General features: G+C 71.3%; 15 protein-coding genes and 1 tRNA gene. 4 read left to right on the top strand and 12 right to left on the bottom strand.

Translation table 11 applies throughout. The features are described 5' to 3' along the window. Window positions 1-152 precede the first annotated feature (152 nt). Together BLT36_RS15195 and BLT36_RS15190 are read left to right on the top strand one after the other, a co-directional pair. Window positions 153-626: an NfeD family protein gene (locus BLT36_RS15195; RefSeq protein WP_092096364.1), complete on the top strand. Its 474-nt coding sequence runs from the start codon at window positions 153-155 to the stop codon at window positions 624-626. Beyond that, window positions 623-1,858, top strand: coding sequence for an SPFH domain-containing protein (locus BLT36_RS15190; protein WP_092096363.1), 1,236 nt, complete (start codon window positions 623-625; stop codon window positions 1,856-1,858). Before BLT36_RS15195 ends, BLT36_RS15190 begins: the two co-directional genes overlap by 4 nt. Before the next feature lie 145 nt (window positions 1,859-2,003). On the opposite strand, the gene BLT36_RS15185 is transcribed toward BLT36_RS15190, so the two are convergent. The 9 genes from BLT36_RS15185 to BLT36_RS15145 all read right to left on the bottom strand — a co-directional run bounded on the left by BLT36_RS15185 (window position 2,004) and on the right by BLT36_RS15145 (window position 12,483). Continuing rightward, window positions 2,004-2,354 (bottom strand): RNA polymerase-binding protein RbpA, encoded by a 351-nt coding sequence (locus BLT36_RS15185; protein ID WP_070419007.1) that lies wholly within the window; start codon window positions 2,352-2,354, stop codon window positions 2,004-2,006. Between the two features lie 120 nt (window positions 2,355-2,474). Then, the gene (lnt, locus tag BLT36_RS15180) at window positions 2,475-4,109 is read right to left on the bottom strand and encodes an apolipoprotein N-acyltransferase (protein ID WP_254787685.1); all 1,635 of its coding nucleotides are present in this window, start codon (window positions 4,107-4,109) and stop codon (window positions 2,475-2,477) included. Window positions 4,110-4,120: 11 nt separating this feature from the next. Beyond that, window positions 4,121-6,562: a DEAD/DEAH box helicase gene (locus BLT36_RS15175; RefSeq protein ID WP_092096361.1), complete on the bottom strand. Its 2,442-nt coding sequence runs from the start codon at window positions 6,560-6,562 to the stop codon at window positions 4,121-4,123. Beyond that, on the bottom strand, window positions 6,559-7,311 hold the full coding sequence (tatC, locus tag BLT36_RS15170; RefSeq protein ID WP_092096570.1) for a twin-arginine translocase subunit TatC: 753 nt from the start codon (window positions 7,309-7,311) through the stop codon (window positions 6,559-6,561). The genes BLT36_RS15175 and tatC overlap by 4 nt, the downstream gene beginning before the upstream one ends. A gap of 288 nt (window positions 7,312-7,599) precedes the next feature. After that, window positions 7,600-8,571 carry a helix-turn-helix transcriptional regulator gene (locus BLT36_RS15165; protein ID WP_092096360.1) on the bottom strand — a complete coding sequence of 324 codons (972 nt, stop codon included), beginning with the start codon at window positions 8,569-8,571 and terminating at the stop codon, window positions 7,600-7,602. Next, complete coding sequence (locus BLT36_RS15160) at window positions 8,564-9,634, bottom strand: helix-turn-helix transcriptional regulator (RefSeq protein WP_092096358.1); 1,071 nt, start codon at window positions 9,632-9,634, stop codon at window positions 8,564-8,566. The genes BLT36_RS15165 and BLT36_RS15160 overlap by 8 nt, the downstream gene beginning before the upstream one ends. Before the next feature lie 71 nt (window positions 9,635-9,705). After that, window positions 9,706-10,635 (bottom strand): FKBP-type peptidyl-prolyl cis-trans isomerase, encoded by a 930-nt coding sequence (locus BLT36_RS15155; protein WP_092096357.1) that lies wholly within the window; start codon window positions 10,633-10,635, stop codon window positions 9,706-9,708. A gap of 43 nt (window positions 10,636-10,678) precedes the next feature. Further along, complete coding sequence (locus BLT36_RS15150) at window positions 10,679-11,776, bottom strand: tRNA (adenine-N1)-methyltransferase (RefSeq protein ID WP_254787684.1); 1,098 nt, start codon at window positions 11,774-11,776, stop codon at window positions 10,679-10,681. After that, window positions 11,773-12,483 (bottom strand): HAD family hydrolase, encoded by a 711-nt coding sequence (locus BLT36_RS15145; protein WP_254787683.1) that lies wholly within the window; start codon window positions 12,481-12,483, stop codon window positions 11,773-11,775. The genes BLT36_RS15150 and BLT36_RS15145 overlap by 4 nt, the downstream gene beginning before the upstream one ends. Window positions 12,484-12,643: 160 nt before the next feature. Between BLT36_RS15145 and BLT36_RS15140 the strand changes: the two genes are divergently transcribed. Further along, on the top strand, window positions 12,644-13,573 hold the full coding sequence (locus tag BLT36_RS15140; RefSeq protein ID WP_092096355.1) for a proteasome assembly chaperone family protein: 930 nt from the start codon (window positions 12,644-12,646) through the stop codon (window positions 13,571-13,573). 89 nt (window positions 13,574-13,662) lie between these two features. Here the strand turns inward: BLT36_RS15140 and mshC are convergent, their stop codons facing one another. The 3 genes from mshC to BLT36_RS15125 are packed head-to-tail and all read right to left on the bottom strand — an operon-like array spanning window position 13,663 to window position 17,110. Further along, the gene (gene mshC, locus BLT36_RS15135) at window positions 13,663-14,907 is read right to left on the bottom strand and encodes a cysteine--1-D-myo-inosityl 2-amino-2-deoxy-alpha-D-glucopyranoside ligase (protein ID WP_092096354.1); all 1,245 of its coding nucleotides are present in this window, start codon (window positions 14,905-14,907) and stop codon (window positions 13,663-13,665) included. Further along, a complete protein-coding gene (locus BLT36_RS15130) occupies window positions 14,904-15,734 on the bottom strand; it encodes an undecaprenyl-diphosphate phosphatase (protein ID WP_092096352.1) in 831 nt (276 codons plus the stop codon). Before BLT36_RS15130 ends, mshC begins: the two co-directional genes overlap by 4 nt. 59 nt (window positions 15,735-15,793) lie before the next feature. After that, complete coding sequence (locus BLT36_RS15125) at window positions 15,794-17,110, bottom strand: M20/M25/M40 family metallo-hydrolase (RefSeq protein ID WP_092096351.1); 1,317 nt, start codon at window positions 17,108-17,110, stop codon at window positions 15,794-15,796. A gap of 162 nt (window positions 17,111-17,272) precedes the next feature. Between BLT36_RS15125 and BLT36_RS15120 the strand changes: the two genes are divergently transcribed. Then, window positions 17,273-17,358, top strand: a tRNA-Leu gene (locus tag BLT36_RS15120). Window positions 17,359-17,650 lie beyond the last annotated feature (292 nt).

The following is a 17,650-nucleotide window of genomic DNA, read 5'->3' as shown; positions in this document are numbered from 1 at the left end:
TCGTGTTCTCCAGGTCTGTTCCGGCGGTTCGGCCGCCGTCGAGCCTACCAACCGCCTGGGCGTGGGCCGCCCGGTGCTGATATGTTGAACGGAGTTGGACCGGCCGTCGCGATGCAGCGCACAGCCGCACGCGACCGAGGGAGGGAGATCGCGTGAACGGGATCGATTGGATCCAGACCGGCATCTGGATCGGACTGGTGCTCTTGCTGGGTGTCGTCGAGATCTTCACTCTCGACTTCATCTTCATCATGCTCGCGGCCGGTGCCGCCGGAGGGTTGATCGCAGCACTCCTCGGGGCGCCCTGGTGGCTGTCCGCGCTGATCGCCGCCGCCGTCGCGCTCCTGCTGCTGTCGCTCGTCCGGCCGCGCCTCATCGCGGCGCTCGGCCGGAACGCCGACCCGCACCGCACCAACGTCGAGGGACTCATCGGGCTCCGCGGCACCGTCGCCGTCGGCTTCACGTCGTCCGCCCCCGGCCAGGTCCGCCTGGCGAACGGCGAGACGTGGAGCGCCCGCATCTCGTCCGACTCCACTGACCGAACACCGCCGCTCGGGACCCCCGTGGTCGTCGAGTCCATCGAGGGGTCGACGGCTGTCGTCCGCCTCGGAGAAAGGGCCACCTCGTGACCATCTCAGCCGGGACGATCGCTCTGCTCGTCCTCATCCTGGTCGTCGTCATCTTCGTGATCGTCGTCCTGTCGCGTGCGATCCGCATCGTGCCGCAGGCAACCGCGGGCATCGTCGAACGACTCGGGAAGTACCACAAGACCCTCAACCCCGGGTTGAACCTTCTGGTCCCGTTCATCGACCGTCTCCGACCCCTGCTCGACATGCGCGAGCAGGTCGTCTCGTTCCCGCCGCAGCCGGTCATCACCGAGGACAACCTGGTCGTCTCCATCGACACGGTCGTCTACTTCCAGGTCACCGACGCCCGCGCCGCGACCTACGAGATCGCGAACTACCTCGGCGCGGTCGAGCAGCTGACGACCACGACGCTCCGCAACGTGGTCGGTGGCCTCAACCTCGAAGAGGCCCTGACCAGCCGCGACAACATCAACGGGCAGCTCCGCGTCGTGCTCGACGAGGCGACCGGCAAGTGGGGCATCCGCGTCGGCCGAGTCGAGCTGAAGGCCATCGAACCGCCCGTGTCCATCCAGGACGCGATGGAGCAGCAGCTCCGTGCCGAGCGCAGCCGTCGTGCCGCGATCCTGCAGGCCGAGGGCACCAAGCAGTCGCAGATCCTCGAGGCCGAGGGCCAGCGACAGGCCGCCATCCTCGCTGCCGAAGGTGACGCGAAGGCCCAGGTCCTCCGGGCCGAGGGTGAAGCGCAGGCGATCGCGACCGTTTTCGACGCCATCCACACGGGTGACCCGGACGACAAGCTGCTCTCCTACCAGTACCTGCAGACCCTGCCGAAGATCGCCGAGGGCAGCGCGAACAAGCTCTGGATGATCCCGAGCGAGTTCACCGAGGCGCTGTCCGGCATCGCCCGGGGCTTCGTCGGCGGTCGCACGGGCAGCGGTCCGGTCGCGGGCGGTGGCGCGGGCGGCGACTTCCTCTCGCGGATCTCGAAGCTCGCGAACGAGAGCCTCGCGAACACGGCGTCGGCGGACGGTGCGGCTGCTTCGGCACCGCGACCGGACGCGACCGCGGCGGACATCGTCCCCGAGTCGGAGCTCGACCAGCGTCTGGCGGAGTCGAACCGCAGCGTCGACGAGCACCTCGCGGCAGCCGACGACGAGGCCGAGCAGCAGCTCGGCGCGACGAACGGGCAGTCGGCCAGCAGTAGCAGCACCGATCCGCAGCAGCCGGGCGATGCCTCCGGCCACCGCACCAGCGACGGCTCCGGACGCCGCTAGTCAGCACGGCCCCGACACGACGACGCCCGCCTCGGATCACCGGGGCGGGCGTCGTACTGTCGAGCGTCGTACTGTCGAGCGTCGTGCTGTCAGTCGCAGGGATTCAGGCTCGGGGGTTCAGGCGCAAGCGGTCGAGCACGGCGCGTCAGGCGCCGCGGCGTGCACGGAGGAACTGGAGGCGCTCCTGCAGCAGTTCCTCGAGCTCTTCGCGCGAGCGGCGCTCGAGCAGCATGTCCCAGTGCGTCCTGGGGGCCTTCACGTCCTCTTCGGCGACCTCGACGGGGATCCCGTCGTCGCCGAGCAGTCGACCTTCGCGACCGGAGCGGGGCTCCGACCAGGTCTGCGGGACGTCTGCATCTGCGGAGAAGACGATGTCGAACGTCTCCCCCGATTCCGTCTGGTAGACCGCGCGCTTGCGGTCGGAGAGCTCGACGCCCTCCTCGCTCTGGAGACTCTGACTCCCGAGCCGCATGCCGCGGAGACTCCGATCAGCCATGTGTGTGCTCCTCTCGCTCGTCTGCCCTCTCCAACACTGTCCCACGCCACATCAATCCCACCCAGGCGCATTCACAGTCCGTTCCCAGTGCGGGACCGCGGTGCTCAGGAACGCGGGCGATCAGGGGAGACGGCTGTCGCGCGAGCGCCGGGACCACGGCGCGCAGGCGAGCAGGACGAGCAGCCCGCCGAGCGACAGCAAGAGCGCGATCCACCCGGACGCCACGGTGGCCGGGGTCGTCGTGGTGCCGAGCGGCACATCGGTGATCATCGACGTCGCGGTGTACGCCGGGACGCGGTCGATCGTCCGGCCGCTCGGGTCGATGACCTGCGAAGCACCGACGGTCGAGATGTTCACGAGCGAGCGACCGGTCTCGATGGCGCGCATCCGGGCGATCTCGAGCTGCTGCAGGTTCTCGTCGGTGCCGTCGAAGTCCGCGTTGTTCGTCTGGGCGAGGATGACCTGCGCGCCGCCCCGCGCCATGTCCCGGGTCAGCCCGTCGTCGACGATGTCGAAGCAGATCGCGATGCCCGCCTTCACGCCGGCGACCGAGAGCACATTCGGCTTCGTGCCGGGGCTGTAGTCCCGCTGGAGCAGTCCGATGAGGGACGGCGCGAGCTTGGAGAAGAACCACCGGTCGGGCACGTACTCGCCGAACGGCACCGGGCGCTTCTTGTCGTAGGAGGACTGCCACCCGTTCGCCGTCCACACGAACGAGGTGTTGTGCAGCACGCCTGACGACGTCTGCGTGATGGCCCCCGCGACGATCGGCGCACCGACTGCGTCGACGACCTGGTCGAGCGCCGAGGCGATCACCGGCTGCTGCCGCGGGTCGAACTCGGCGGACCCCTCGGGCCACACCACCAGGTCGACGCCCTTCGCGTCGACGTCGGTCGCGGCGACCTGCGCGTTGAGCACCTCGCCCGGCGCCGCACCGTCGAAGTACCCGGCCGGACCGTCGCCCTGCACCGACTCGATGCGGATCGTGCCGTTCGTCGCGGTCGGCCACGCGGGTACGGCGAGCACGGCGGCGACGAGGAGCCCGGCGGTCGCCACACGCATCGGCAGGCGCAGGGTCACGCCCGGCGCTCGGGGCGCCACGAGCGCGAGGGAGAGCACGACCGCGGTGCAGTAGACGACGACGAAGGTCAGCCCGAGCACGCCCACGTACGCGGCGAGGTGCGTGAACGGACCCTGCGACTGCGACAGCCCGACGCGCCCCCAGGCGAAGCCCCCGTAGGGCCAGCTCCCGGAGAACCACTCGCGTCCGGTCCACTGTGCGGCGACCACGGCCGGGAGGCCCCACACGCGTCCGGCGGTCGACGGCACCACGCGCGCGACCCAGCGGTACGCGAGCGCGATCGCCACGCTGCCGAGCGCGAAGAACGCGGCCTCGAACAGCGCGAGCGCGAACCACGGGACCGGACCCAGGTACCGGCCGGCCCAGGAGATCGCCGGGACGTAGAACGCGGCCCCCGCGACGTAGCCGAGCCAGGCGGCGCGACGGGCGCGCTGTCCCATCGCGGCGAGGAGCATGCACGCCAGTGCGGGGTACGCCAGGAACCACCAGCCGGGCGACGGGAACGACAGGGCGAACAGCACCCCGCCGATCACCGCGAGCGGGAACGCCTGTGCGAGCGGCAGCGCGTCGAACGGGCCACGGGCGTCCGCGGGAGCACCAACGGCCGGGGAGTCACGCGGGATCGCGGTGAAGCCGGCGTCTCGCGGACGCACGACGGACTCGGAGTGCTGCACCGTGCCTCCAGTCAGACCGCTGCGTACGCGACGATGCCGCGGCGCACCGCGTCCGTCGCCCGCCGGGCGGTCTGGGCGAGCGCGTCGTCGCCGGCGTTCCGGATCTGGTCGAGGAGGTCGATGACCTGCTTCGACCAGCGGACGAAGTCGCCCGCCGGCAGGTCGAGCGTCCGCAGGACGTCGTCGAGCGCCGAGCCGGACGCCCACCGGAACATGCCGACCGCCATCGCCGGGGTCGGCGGCTGGGAGCCGGCGAGCCGGGCGTCACGCTCGATGTCGTCGAGGCGGGACCAGATGGTCAGGGTCTCGTCGAGTGCGGGGCGGAACGCGCCGCGGGGCAGCGCGTGCTCCGTGCCCGGAGCGTCCTCGCGACGGGGCTGGTAGATGATCGTCGCGGCCATCGCGGCGAGCTGGGCGGGCGTGAGGTCCTTCCAGACCCCGGCCTCGAGGCACTCGGCGACGAGCAGGTCCCGTTCGCCGTAGATGCGCTGCAGCCGCCGGCCGCCCGCGGCGACGGTCGCCTCGCCGTTGCCGGTGTCGACGAGGTACCCCAGCTGCAGGAGCACGTCGGTGACACGGTCGAACGTCGTCGCCACGGCGCCCGTGCGGGAGCGGATCTGCTGCACGAGCTTGTCGTTGGCGCGCTTGAGCTTGTACCAGCGCTCGGACCAGCGGGCGTGTGCCTCGCGGTCGGGGCAGGCGTGGCAGGGGTGCCGCTGCATGCGCCGACGGACCTCGGTGATCGCGGCCTGTCGCTCGGCACGGGCGCCGTGCGAGGCTTCGCGCCCGCCGGGCACGTTCGTCCGCTCGAGGTCGGACAGTTCACGACGCAGGGCCGCGTACTCGGTGAAGTCGCCGAGGTGGCACTGCATGGCCTGCTGGTAGCCGTCGAGCGACTCCTGCTGCGACCGGACCTTGCGGGCGAGGTCCACCACGGAGCGGTCGGCCTGGAACTGCGCGAACGACGTCTCGAGGACCTCGCGCGTGCGCTGCCGGCCGAACTGCTCGATGAGGTTCACGGCCATGTTGTAGGTCGGCTTGAACGAGGAGTTCAGCGGGTACGTGCGACGACTGGCGAGCGAGGCCACCGCCTGCGGGTCGAGGCCGTCGGACCACTGGATGACCGAGTGCCCCTCGACGTCGATCCCGCGACGGCCGGCACGACCGGTGAGCTGGGTGTACTCCCCCGGCGTGATCGGCACGCGTGCCTCGCCGTTGAACTTCTCGAGCTTCTCGAGGACGACCGTGCGCGCCGGCATGTTCACACCGAGCGCCAGGGTCTCCGTCGCGAACACGACCTTGAGGAGCTTGCGCTGGAAGAGGTCCTCGACCACCTCCTTGAAGGCGGGGAGCAGGCCGGCGTGGTGGGCGGCGACGCCGCGCTCGAGGCCCTCGAGCCACTCCCAGTAGCCCAGGACGGCGAGGTCCTCGTCGAGGAGGGTCCGGCAGTGGTACTCCGCCGTCTCGCGGATCTCGTTGCGCTCCTGCGCCGTCGTCAGGGACAGCCCGGAGCGCAGCACGTTGCGGACGCCCTGGTCGCAACCGTTGCGGCTGAACACGAAGAAGATCGCGGGCAGCAGCATCCGCTCGTCGAGCATGTGGGCGATCTTCTCGCGGTGGAGCTTCTCGGTGCGCGGCCCACGGCGGTCGTGGTAGCCGCCACGCCCCCGGCTCCCCCGGTGCCCGCCGCCGTTCCGTTCGCTGCGCGCCGCACCCCCGACGAGGCGCAGGAGCTCCGGGTTCACCCGGTTCGTCGCCGCTGCGCCGCTGGAGTCGAACAGGTCGACCATCTTCGACCCGACGAGCACGTGCTGCTCGAGCGGCACCGGACGGTCCTCGGAGACGATGACGTCGGTGTCGCCGCGGACGGTCTGCAGCCAGTCGCCGAACTCCTCGGCGTTCGACACGGTGGCGCTGAGCGAGACCAGGCGGACCTCGGTCGGGAGGTGCAGGATGACCTCTTCCCAGACCGCGCCGCGGAACCGGTCGGCGAGGTAGTGCACCTCGTCGAGGACGACCCACGCGAGGTCGTCGAGCAGGTCGGAGTCCGCGTAGATCATGTTGCGGAGCACCTCGGTCGTCATCACGACGACACGGGCCCGCGGGTTCACGTTCGTGTCGCCGGTGAGGAGCCCCACCTCGGACTCGCCGTAGACGTCGACGAGCTCGGAGTACTTCTGGTTGCTCAGCGCCTTCATCGGCGTGGTGTAGAAGACCTTCGCCGTCGGCTGGCGCATCGCGAGCCAGATCGCGAACTCCGCCACGATCGTCTTGCCGGCACCGGTCGGCGCGGCGACGAGGACACTGCGCCCCTGGTCGAGCGCGTCGCACGAGGCCAGCTGGAACGGGTCGAGGTCGAAGCGCAGGTCGGCGCGGAACAGCTCGAGGTTGCGGGAGCGGCTCCGGACCTTCGCGGCGGCGAACCGCTCCGCAGCGCTCGGTTCGGCGGTCACAGTCCGTACTCTTCGTCGAGCTTCGCCTGGCGCTTCGCCATCCGGCGGTCGTGCAGCCACGTGACCGCGCAGGCCGCGACGTAGAGCACGATCATCGGCACGGCGAGCAGGAACATCGAGATGACGTCGGCGCTCGGCGTCACGATGGCGCAGAACACCAGGATGCAGAGGATCGCGATGCGCCAGGACTTGATGATCGACGACGCCGACAGGACGCCGACGAAGTTGAGGAGCACCAGGAAGACCGGCAGCACGAACGCGATGCCGACCGCCACGATGAGCTTGATGACGAAGTCGTAGTAGGCCTTCGCGTCGACGATCGAGGTGTCCTGCGACGACACGAAGCTGCCGAGGATGCCGACCACGTGCGGCAGGATGTACCACCCGAAGTAGCAGCCCGCGAAGAACAGCGGGATGGCCGTGCCGAGGAACCCGAACACGTACTGCTTCTCGCGCCGGACCAGCGCCGGGACGATGAACGCCCAGATCTGGTAGAGCCACACCGGGCTGGCGATGACGATGCCGATCGTGATCGCGATCTGCAGCTTCAGGTCGAACGCGCCCGTGATCATCGGGAAGTTCAGCTCTGCCGTGTGCCCACCGACCTTGGCGAGCTGGGCCACCGGGGAGCGCAGCGAGTCGAGCACGAACGGGGTGAGGAACCACCCGCCGACCGCGCAGACCGCCACCGCGATGACGGCCTTGAAGAGGCGGTTGCGCAGCTCGATGAGGTGCTGCCCGAGCGACATGCGGCCGTCGGTGTCCTTCGTCGGACGCCCGGTCCGCCTCGCTCGCCCGCGCGCGGTCGTCGAAGCCATGCACCGATCCTACGGGACCGGGGCCGACAGTCTGCCGCGACTGTCTCGGGGGCGACCCGAGTCTCGCGGTGGCGCGACGTTCGCGAGCCGAGTCTCGCGGTGAGCGACGGTTCGCGGGGCGATGACCACGAGGAGTGTCGCTGGACGCGAGACTCGGGCGGCGACCGCCGGCCGGCGGCCGCCGGCGGGCGCCGCGCCGCGGCCGCCTGGCGCCCGGTGTCAGTCGGCGGCGAGGGCCGCCGCCGCGAAGTCGCGGACCGCGGCACGCGCGGCCGGCGGGTCGAGCACCACGGCGCGCCCGGGCAGCCCGGCGACGAGCCGCACCACACCGTCGAACCCGTTCGAGGCCGCGAGCCGGATGCGCACCCGACCGTCGCCGTCCGGGGCGTCCGCGGTGTCGGCGAGGAAGTCGGCCACGAGCGGCAGCGACGACGAGTCGAGCTCCACCGTGACGATGACGTCCTCGGCGGCCTGTTGGAACAGGGTGTCCGGGATGACGACGTCATCGATGGACTTCTCGGCGGCACGCTCGTCGACCTGCACGCCGGACATCCGGTCGAGGCGGAACGTCCGGAGGGCCTGGCGGTCGAGGTCCCACGCGCGGAGGTACCAGTCGGTGTCGATCGACTCGACGCGGAGCGGGTCGACCCGACGCGGACCGCCCTGGGTGCGCGGACCGGCGTACTCGAAGGCGAGCCCGCGACCGTCGGCCATCGCACGGCGGATCGTGGCGAGGGCGACGTCGTGCAGGTCCTGCCCGACCGCGACGTTCGCCGCCGCTCCCCCGGCACCGCGGGACAGCTTCGCCATGAGCGCGCGGATCGCGTCACGGTCGGCGGCCTCGGGCAGCGCGGAGAGGTACTGGAGGCCGGCGATGAGCGCCGAGGCCTCGCGGGCGGAGAGCCGCGGGGAGTCGTCGATGGCGACGAGGTTCGTCAGGACGATCATGTCGTTCTGGTCGAAGTCGTCCCAGGCGATGTCGAACAGGTCGCCGTGCTGGTACTGCATCGTCTCGCCGGGCACGCCGGACACCGCGATGAGCTCGACGGCACGGCGGATCCGGGCCTCGGGCACGCCGAAGTGCCGCGCCGCCTCGGCCACCGAGACGCGTTCGCGGTCGATGAGGTACGGCACGAGGGCGAGCAGGAACGCGAGCTTGTCCTGCGCCTGCAGCGGTTGCTGGTCAGCCACGGGCGACTCCCTGCTGGTCGTCGGCGGTTCCCTGCTGGTCGTCGGCCGCGGACGTGTGGTCGGCGACCAGGGCACGCAGCCGCTCGGTCACGCGGTCGCGGAGGTCCGCCGGCTCGAGCACCCGCACCTCGGGCCCGAAAGCGGCCAGTTCCTCGGCCAGGATCTGCGGGTCGACGTGGTGGAGGACGAGCACCCCGGCCTCGTCGGTCACGGTGTCACGGCGACGGGCGAGTCGTCGTTCGGCGTCGGACCCCGGTGCGACCCGGATCCGCGCGGTGCGCTCGGCCCAGATCCGCTCGAGTTCGGCGAGTGCGCGCTCCCCGGCACCCGCCGGCGCCGGGTGCTGCCCGACCTCGTACTGCGCGACGGGGCCGACGATCCGCGAGAGCAGGTAGTTCTTCTCGCTGTCCGTGGCGAACTCGTGCGCGGTGAGCATCCACCGGCCGCCGTGCTGCACGAGCGCGAGCGGAGCGACCTGGCGGCGCCGGGGTTCGTGCTGCCCGGGAGTGATGTAGTCGAACCGGACGGCAGCGGCGCGGTCGAGCGCGGAGCGCAGCGGCTCGAAGGCGACGTCACGGGCTCGGAGCCTGGGCGCGTAGGCGTCGACGCCGATCACCCCGGCACCCGCACCGTCGTCGTCCTCGGACCCGGCCGATCGGACCTTGAGCAGGCCCCGGCGGGAGTCGGCCGACAGTGCGCCTTCGCGCCAGGCCATCGCCGCGAGCGACAGGAGCGCTGACTCGTCCGGTGTGAACCGGACGTCGTCGGGCAGGTCGTACTCGCCCTTCGGGATCCGGTAGCGGAGCGTCTGGTTGTTGCCCGCGGCTCCCGGGGTCTCGATCGTCTCGAGCGGGATGCCGAGTTCGCGGACGTCGTCCTTGTCCCGCTCGAACTGGCGCTCGAGCGAGGCGTTGTCACCGCCCGGGCTGAACCGCTGGCGGTAGCCCTGCACGTTCGCGAGGATCTCGGACTTCGTCAGGCCGGACTCCGTCGAGAGCAGCGCGAGGACCAGGCTGAACAGCCGTTCCTCGGCAGGCACACGGGGCACACGGGTCGCTGGCACGAGCCGATCCTACGGCAGCGCGGGTGCACCGAAGTGCACCCGCGCCGCGGTCCGTGGATGGTCGGACGGGGTCAGCTCGACATCTTCCCGAGCACGTCGATCACGTACGCGTAGGCCGTGCCCTGCTGGTGCACGATCGCCAGGACCTGGTCCCCGACGCGGTGGCCGAGGATGGCCTTGCGGATGCCCTCCTGGATCTGGCCCTTCGCGAGCGGGACGGTCTGTCCGCCGGAACCGTCGGTCCAGCTCGAGCCGGCGACGGATGCCTCGGAACCCTCCGTCCCCCAGGTCACGGCGGTGTACTTGATGACCGCGGTGTCCTTCGCGGTCAGGGTCGCGCCGGAGCCCTTGCGGAGCAGGTGCGTCTCATCCGAGGACGGTGCGTTCCACGACGGGATGGTGATGCCGGGCGCACCGGAGGGTGCGAGGACCACGGCGGGCATCTTGTCGCCGGCGAGCTGCGGCGTGCCCGTCGCCCGGGCGTCGAAGGCCTTCTTCACGTCGATGACGGCGACGACGGCGTCCTCCGTCTTCTTCGACGGCGTCTCGGTGCTGCCGGTGCTGCTCGAGCTCAGCGCGCTCTTCGGCAGGGCGACCGCGAGGCGGTCCCCGACGTGGGCGCACTCGAGCGAGGCGCCGAGCGCGCCGTAGTTGGACGCCCCCGCGGTGATCGGGGCGGTCTTCCCCGAGTAGCCGCTGGTCTGCGCGACGTCACCGGTGGCGCCGTCGACGAGGGTGTACTCGATGAGGACCGGGGTGCCGTTGCCGATCTGGCGCCCGTCGCCCTGCTTCAGGACGGAGACCTGCGTGCCCTTCGTGGTGAGGCCACTGGGGATCGACACCTTCGGCTGCTTGCCGAATGCGCCGGAGGCGGTCACGGCCTCGGACGCGGCACCGGGGGCGGCGCAGCTCGACGGCGTGGTGCCGGCCCCGCTGGACGCGCAGCCGGTGAGCGCTGCGGCGAGGCCGATGGTGACCAGGAGTGCGGGGATGGTGCGCACGGACCCTCTTTCCGTTCGATGCAGGACGGGCACGGTGCGTAGCCTACCGGGCGTCTGCAGCAGGCTCGTCCGCGGGTGACGCGGCGGGATCGACGTCGGGCGTCGACGCTTCGGCGGCGGCCACCTTCCGCGCCTGGGCGGCGGCCTGCCGGGCGACCTTGCGGAGCTTCTTGTCGCTGGCGGAGCGCTCCCCCACGGCGCCGGGCGTCCAGGCCTCGACGTCCTCGTCGGAGAACTCGGCCTTGCCTGCGCGACGCTTCAGGTTGGGGAGGACGACCCCGTCGGCGAGACGGCGCGCCGTGATGAGGAACCCGGTGTGCCCGACCATGCGGTGGTCGGGGCGGACCGCGAGCCCCTCGACGTGCCAGGTGCGGACGAGGGTCTCGCTCGACTGCGGGTCGGTGTAGCGGCCGGTGTCCCGGAGCGCCTCGGCCGTGCGGGACAGCTGCGTGGCGGTCGCGACGTAGCAGACGATGAGTCCGCCGGGCACGAGGGCGTCGGCTGCGGCGTCGACGCACTCCCACGGGGCGAGCATGTCGAGCACGACCCGGTCGACGCTCTGCTCGTCGGTCGCCCAGGGCAGCTCCTCGACGAGGTCGCCGACGGTCACCGACCAGTTGTCCGGGACGGCCCCGAGGAAGGTGCCGACGTTGCCGCGGGCGATGGCGGCGAACTCCGCACGGCGCTCGAACGACTGCAGCTGCCCGGTCGGCCCGATGGCCCGGAGCAGGAACAGCGAGAGCGCACCGGAGCCGACGCCGGCCTCGACCACGCGGGCACCCGGGAAGACGTCGGCGAACGCGACGATCTGCGCCGCGTCCTTCGGGTAGACGATCGCTGCACCCCGCGGCATCGACATCACGTAGTCGTTCAGGAGCGGGCGGAGCGCGAGGTACTCGTCGCCCGTGCTCGCCCGGATCACCGACCCGTCCGGCTGCCCGATGACGTCGTCGTGCCGGAGCACGCCGCGGTGCGTGTGGTACTCGCCGGCGACCTCGAGCGAGAGCGTGGTGAGCTTGCCCTTGGGACCCGTCAGCTGGACCCGGTCGCCTGCGCGGAACGGCCCGCGCGGCGGAGTGTGCGGGGCACCGCCGGCGGTGTGCGGCAGGGCCTCGATCGGGTTCGGGAGTGCGTCGGTCATCGTGCGACCTCCTGGGTGCGGGCCGCGAGGGCCGGGCCGGTCAGCTCGATGAGACGGTCGACGTCGACGTCCCGGAGGGTGGTCAGGTGGACGTCGCCGCCAGCGATCTCGGACAGCGGGACGATGTGCTCGACCGCGACCGTCACGGCGCCGGACGCGACGGCCGAGGCCACGCCGGTGGCGGAGTCCTCGATGGCGATGCACGCGGTGGGGTCGACACCGAGCTGGGCAGCGGCGGACAGGTAGGCGTCCGGGTACGGCTTCGGACGTTCGACGTCGTCGCCGGCGACGACGACACGGAAGCCACGGTCGCCGAGCGCCTCGGCAGCCACGAGGGCCATCTTGCGGCGGGACATCGTGACGAGGGCGGTCGGGATGCTCCGGGCGTGCAGCCCCTCGATGAGCTCACGCGCACCCGGACGCCACGGCAGCTCGGCGTCGCGGAGCCGCACCATCACGTACTCGGTCATCCACTGGATGATCTCCTCGACCTCCATGTCGACACCCTTGTCGCGGAGGAGCTCACCGGAGCGTTCGAGGCCGCTGCCGACCAGCGACAGGCCGTCCTCGTGGGTCCACTCGGCGCCGTAGCGCTCCGTCAGTTCGACCTGGGACTGCTGCCAGATCGGCTCGGTGTCGATGATCGTGCCGTCCATGTCCCACAGCACGGCTGCGGGCGGGACGAGGGCGGAGGGATGCGCGGTCACGGGCGACGAGTCTACCGGGGCACCCCCGCACCGTTCCGCTCACCGCGGACGAGCGGGCGCGCGGACTCCCCGCGGCCCTATCCTTATTGCTGCGAATCGTGTCCGGCCGTGCGCGGCCTCCGCCGCTCCCGCCCCGCTCCACCACCAGGAGGTCCCGTCCGTGCCAGAGCACTCCCCCTTCAGCGACGGCCGACTGCTCGTCGTCGCGTTCGAGGGCTGGAACGACGCCGGCGAAGCGGCGAGCGGTCTCGCCCGGCGCATCGTCGAGTCGCTCGAGCTCGACGAGCTCCGCGAACTCGACGGTGAGCGGTACGTCGACTACCAGTTCAACCGGCCGAACGTCGGTACCGACGAGAACGGCGTGCGCGGCGTCCAGTGGCCCCGGATCGTCCTGTACGGCCCCGGCGCCGAGGGCCGTCCGGTGATCGGCGCGACCGGCTCCCCCACCGAGCGCGACGTGTTCGTCCTCGTCGGCCCCGAGCCCTCCCGCACCTGGCGCGCCTTCTGTGCCGAGATCATCGACCTCGCCGACGTGTACTCGATCGACGCGGTCGTGTTCGTCGGGGCGATGCTCGCCGACGTCCCGCACACTCGTCCGATCTCGGTGTTCGTGTCGAGCGAGAACGCGGGCGTCCGCGCCGCCTTCGACGTCGACAAGTCGTCGTACGAGGGGCCGACCGGCATCCTCGGGGTCCTCGCCGACGCGATGGACAAGGCCGGTCTCACGACGCTGTCCCTCTGGGCCTCGGTGCCGCACTACGTGCACAACTCGCCGTCGCCCAAGGCCACCCTGTCGCTCCTCGACAAGATCGAGGAACTCACCGACGTGACCGTTCCGCGCGGCAGCCTGCTCGACGACGCCACCGAGTGGGAGGAGGGCATCGACGCCCTCGCCGCCGATGACGAGGACATGGCGTCCTACATCGGCCAGCTCGAGCAGGCGCGCGACACGGTGGATTCGCCCGAGGCCTCCGGCGACGCCATCGCGCAGGAGTTCGAGCAGTACCTGCGACGTCGGGAGCGCAAGGACGGCAAGGACGGCGGGACCGCCGGCGGTGAGGGATTCCGACCGCCGCACCCGCCGCAGTAGGCGCGATCCACCCGGGCCTGGAGGCGCGGTGCCAGCTGGCACCGCGCCTCCAGGCCGTCAGGGGTGACGTCGGGCGCGGGGCGCCCCGCTCAGCCCAGCCGGATGCCCAGCAATGCGTCGACGAGGTCGACGAGGTCCGGCGTGACCGCCGTCCCGCCGGCGATGGCGGTGTCGACGGCGGCGACCGCACCCGGCGTGTCCAGGTCGTCGGCGACGCGCGCTCGGACCCGCGCGATCACCTCGGCGGCATCGTCGGCGTGGCCTGCGTCGGCCCCGGAGACCCACGCGTCCCACGTCGCCAGCCGCGTCGTGGCGCTCGTCAGCTCGGTGTCGAACCACTCCCAGTCGTCGGAGTACTTGTGCGACAGCAGTGCGAGCCGGATCGCGCGCGGGTCGGCGCCGTCGTCGAGCAGCCCCCGTACGGTGACGAGGTTGCCGAGCGACTTCGAGATCTTCTCGCCCTGGTAGGCGACCATCCCGGTGTGCACGAACGCGTTCGCGAGCGGCTGGTGCGCGAGTGCCGCGGCGTGCCCGGCGCTCATCTCGTGGTGCGGGAAGACCAGGTCGCTGCCGCCGCCCTGCACGCTGATCGGCAGGCCGAGGCGGTCGCCCGCGATGACGCTGCACTCGATGTGCCAGCCGGGTCGCCCCGGGCCGATGACCGTGTCCCAGCTCGGTTCGCCCACGCGGGCGGCACGCCACAGCAGCGGGTCGAGGGGGTCGCGCTTGCCGGCGCGGTCGGGGTCGCCGCCCCGCTCGGCCGACAGGGCGAGCATCGTCTCTCGGTCGAGTCCGCTCTCGTCGCCGAGCGTCCAGGACTCGGTCGGACGGTTCACGTCGAAGTAGAGGTCGTCGCCCTCGGACTCGGGTGTCGGGACGGCGTAGGCGTAACCGGTCTCCTGCAGGAACGCGACGGCCTCGGCGACGCGCTCGACCTCGTCGGTGACGGCCACGTAGTCGTCCGGCGGGAGGACGCGCAGCGCCTCCATGTCGCGGCGGAACAGGTCGATCTGCGAGGCGGCGAGCTCGCGCCAGTCGACGCCGTCACGGGTTGCGCGCTCGAGGAGCGGGTCGTCGACGTCGGTCGTGTTCTGCGCGTACTCGACCTCGAGCCCGGCGTCGCGCCAGACGCGGCCCAGCGTGTCGAACGCCAGGTACGTCGCGGCGTGGCCGAGGTGCGTGGCGTCGTACGGGGTGATGCCGCAGACGTAGAGCGCCGCACGCTCCTCGCCGCCGGTCGGGTCGAGGGGTTTCCCGCTCGCCGTGTCGTGCACGACCGGCCGAGGGGCGGAACCGGGGACTTCGGGGACGGACGGGACCTGCCAGGCCCTCACGGCTGGATCACTCCGAGCGACAACAACACGATGAGCACGATACCGAGTGCGATCCGGTAGACCACGAAGGGGAGGAAGCTGCGCTTGCTGATGTAGTTCATGAACGCCGCGATCACCACGAAGCCGACGACGAACGCGACGACCGTCGCGATGAGCGTGTCGGCCAGGCCGAAGGGCGCGCCGTGGTCACCGAGGCTCGTCGCGGCCTCGTACAACCCGGACAGGAACACCGCGGGAACGGCGAGCAGGAACGCGAACCGTGCGGCCGCCGGACGGGTGTAGCCGAGCGCGAGGCCCATCGACACCGTGGCGCCGGACCGGGAGACCCCGGGCACGAGCGCGAGCACCTGCGCGAGCCCGATCAGGATGCCGCCCCCGAACGTCATGTGCTCGATGCGCCGGACCTTGCGGCCGAGGACGTCGGCGAACCCGAGGACGATGCCGAACACGATGAGCACGATCGCCACGATCCACAGCGAGCGGAAGGTCGTCTCGATCGAGTCCTTCAGCAGGATGCCGGCGATGCCGATCGGGACCGTACCGATGATCACCAGCCAGCCGAGGCGGGCGTCCGGGTCGTTGCGCGGCACCGTCCTGCCCGACAGCGACCGGAACCAGCGCCCGACGATCCGGGTGATGTCCCGCCAGAAGTAGATGAGCACCGCTGTCTCGGTGCCGAGCTGGGTCACCGCGGTGAACGCCGCACCCGGGTCCTTCGCGTCCGGCAGGAACAGCCCCACGATGCGGAGGTGCGCACTCGAGGAGACGGGCAGGAACTCGGTGAGCCCCTGGACGAAGCCGAGGAAGATCGCCTCGAGGATGTGCACGCGCGGGCCTTTCGGGGAGGACTGTCAGAACACCGCCACGACGGCGACCATGCACAATATCAGTACGTGGCGAGCAGGTCCCCGAGGACGCGCCGACCGAACGCCAGCGAGTCGAGCGGCACGCGCTCGTCCACCCCGTGGAACATCGCCGGGAAGTCCACGCCGGCCGGCAGCTGCAGCGGCACGAACCCGTACCCCGCGATGCCGAGCGTCGAGAGCGCCTTGTTGTCCGTGCCGCCGGAGAGCAGGTACGGCAGCACCGGAGCGCCCGGGTCGTGACGGCCGAGGACGTCGCGTACGGCGTCGACCAGCGGACCGCCGAAGTCCTGCTCGAGACCGATGTCGCGGAAGGACATCACGACCTCGACGTCGTCGCCCGCCAGTTCGCGCACGCGTTCGAGCACGGACTCCTCGTCGCCGGGCAGGCAGCGGATGTCGACCAGCGCCTCGGCGTGGTCCGGGATGACGTTGTGCTTGTAGCCGGCGGTGAGCACCGTCGGGTTCGACGTGGTGTGCAGCGCCGCGTGGATGAACCGGGAGGCCGAGCCCGTCGCGAGGGCCACCTCGTCCGGCCCGGTGACCGTGGGGTCCACCCCGAGGAAGCGTGCGACCTCGGCGACCATCGCGTCCGTCGTCGCCGACAGCCGCACCGGCCACTCCTCGCTGCCGATGCGCGCGACGGCCGCGGCGAGCTTGGTGATCGCGTTGTCGCGGATGACGTGCGAACCGTGCGCAGCCGTGCCCGTGGCGACGAGCTTGATCCACATCAGGGCCTTCTCGCCCGTCTGCAGCAGGTAGGCGCGCCGGTCGCCGAGCGTGATCGAGTACCCCCCGACCTCGCTGATGGCCGCGCTCGCCCCGGCGAAGACCTCGGGGTGGTGCTCGACGACGTGGTGCGAGCCGAGGACTCCCCCGGCCTCTTCGTCGGCGAAGTACGCGATCACGAGGTCCCGCTCGGGAGCCCCCTGCTGCGCGATGACGTCCGACAGCGAGGTCAGCATCATCGCGTCCATGTTCTTCATGTCGACCGCACCGCGACCCCAGAGCGAGCCGTCCTGCACGACGCCGCCGAACGGGTCCACCGACCAGTTCGCCGGGTCCGCCGGGACCACGTCGAGGTGCCCGTGCACCACCAGCGCCGGCTTGTCGCGGTTGCGCCCCGGAACCGGCGCGACGACGCTCACCCGGTCCGGCTCCGACTCGAACAGCTGCGGCTCGAGCCCCAGCCCGCGGAGCTTCGCCTCGACGTAGTGCGCCGCCTCGGTCTCGCCGCGGGACTTGCCGTTGCCCCAGTTCGTCGTGTCGATGCGGATGAGGTCGCGGGCGATCGCCGCCGTTGCCTCGAGGTCGGTCAGCGTCGCCTCCGGGTTCGTCATGCCCGCAACGCTACCGGTCGCCACCGACCCCGCCGCGGCCCGTGACACCGCGGGACTCGCCCGGGATGCGCGACCGTGTTCATCGGGCGTTCAGACCCGTGCTAGTGTCTTCTCTCGGCAGGAACGCCGGGGAAAACCCGGGAAACAGACACCAGACACCCTGTCCGGGTGGCGGAATTGGTAGACGCGCTAGCTTGAGGTGCTAGTGCCCGTATTAGGGCGTGGGGGTTCAAGTCCCCCCTCGGACACAGAAATGCATGCCCCCTGACCTTGCGGTCGGGGGGCATTTCTGTTGTGTCTTCCCGGCGAGTGCCGCCATCGCTGGCGCTCAGGGCGTCACCGCCTCGCTGCGCCGCTTCGCTTCGCTCAGGGCGGTCGCTGCGCCACTTCGCCGCTTCGCTGCGCTCAGGGCGGTCGTGCGTGCGGTGCGGGTGCGGTGGGGGTGGGTGCGGCGGTCGGTGCGCGTGCATCATTCGACACCGCACCCGTCGATCGACACGTGGAACGTCGGAACATGCACACGCAGTCGATGCGCGTGCA

This window comes from Curtobacterium sp. UNCCL20, from assembly GCF_900101675.1.
Taxonomy (GTDB): Bacteria; Actinomycetota; Actinomycetes; order Actinomycetales; family Microbacteriaceae; genus Curtobacterium.
Note: the sequence above shows the minus strand (reverse complement) of the source record. Positions and strands in the feature narration are given on the sequence as shown.

Coding starts and splice junctions, on each gene's coding strand:
- BLT36_RS15185 (WP_070419007.1), bottom strand. CDS start 2,354: ATGGCTGATCGGAGTCTCCGCGGCATGCGGCTCGGGAGTCAGAGTCTC.
- BLT36_RS15125 (WP_092096351.1), bottom strand. CDS start 17,110: ATGACGAACCCGGAGGCGACGCTGACCGACCTCGAGGCAACGGCGGCG.
- tatC (WP_092096570.1), bottom strand. CDS start 7,311: ATGTCGCTCGGGCAGCACCTCATCGAGCTGCGCAACCGCCTCTTCAAG.
- BLT36_RS15150 (WP_254787684.1), bottom strand. CDS start 11,776: ATGACCGACGCACTCCCGAACCCGATCGAGGCCCTGCCGCACACCGCC.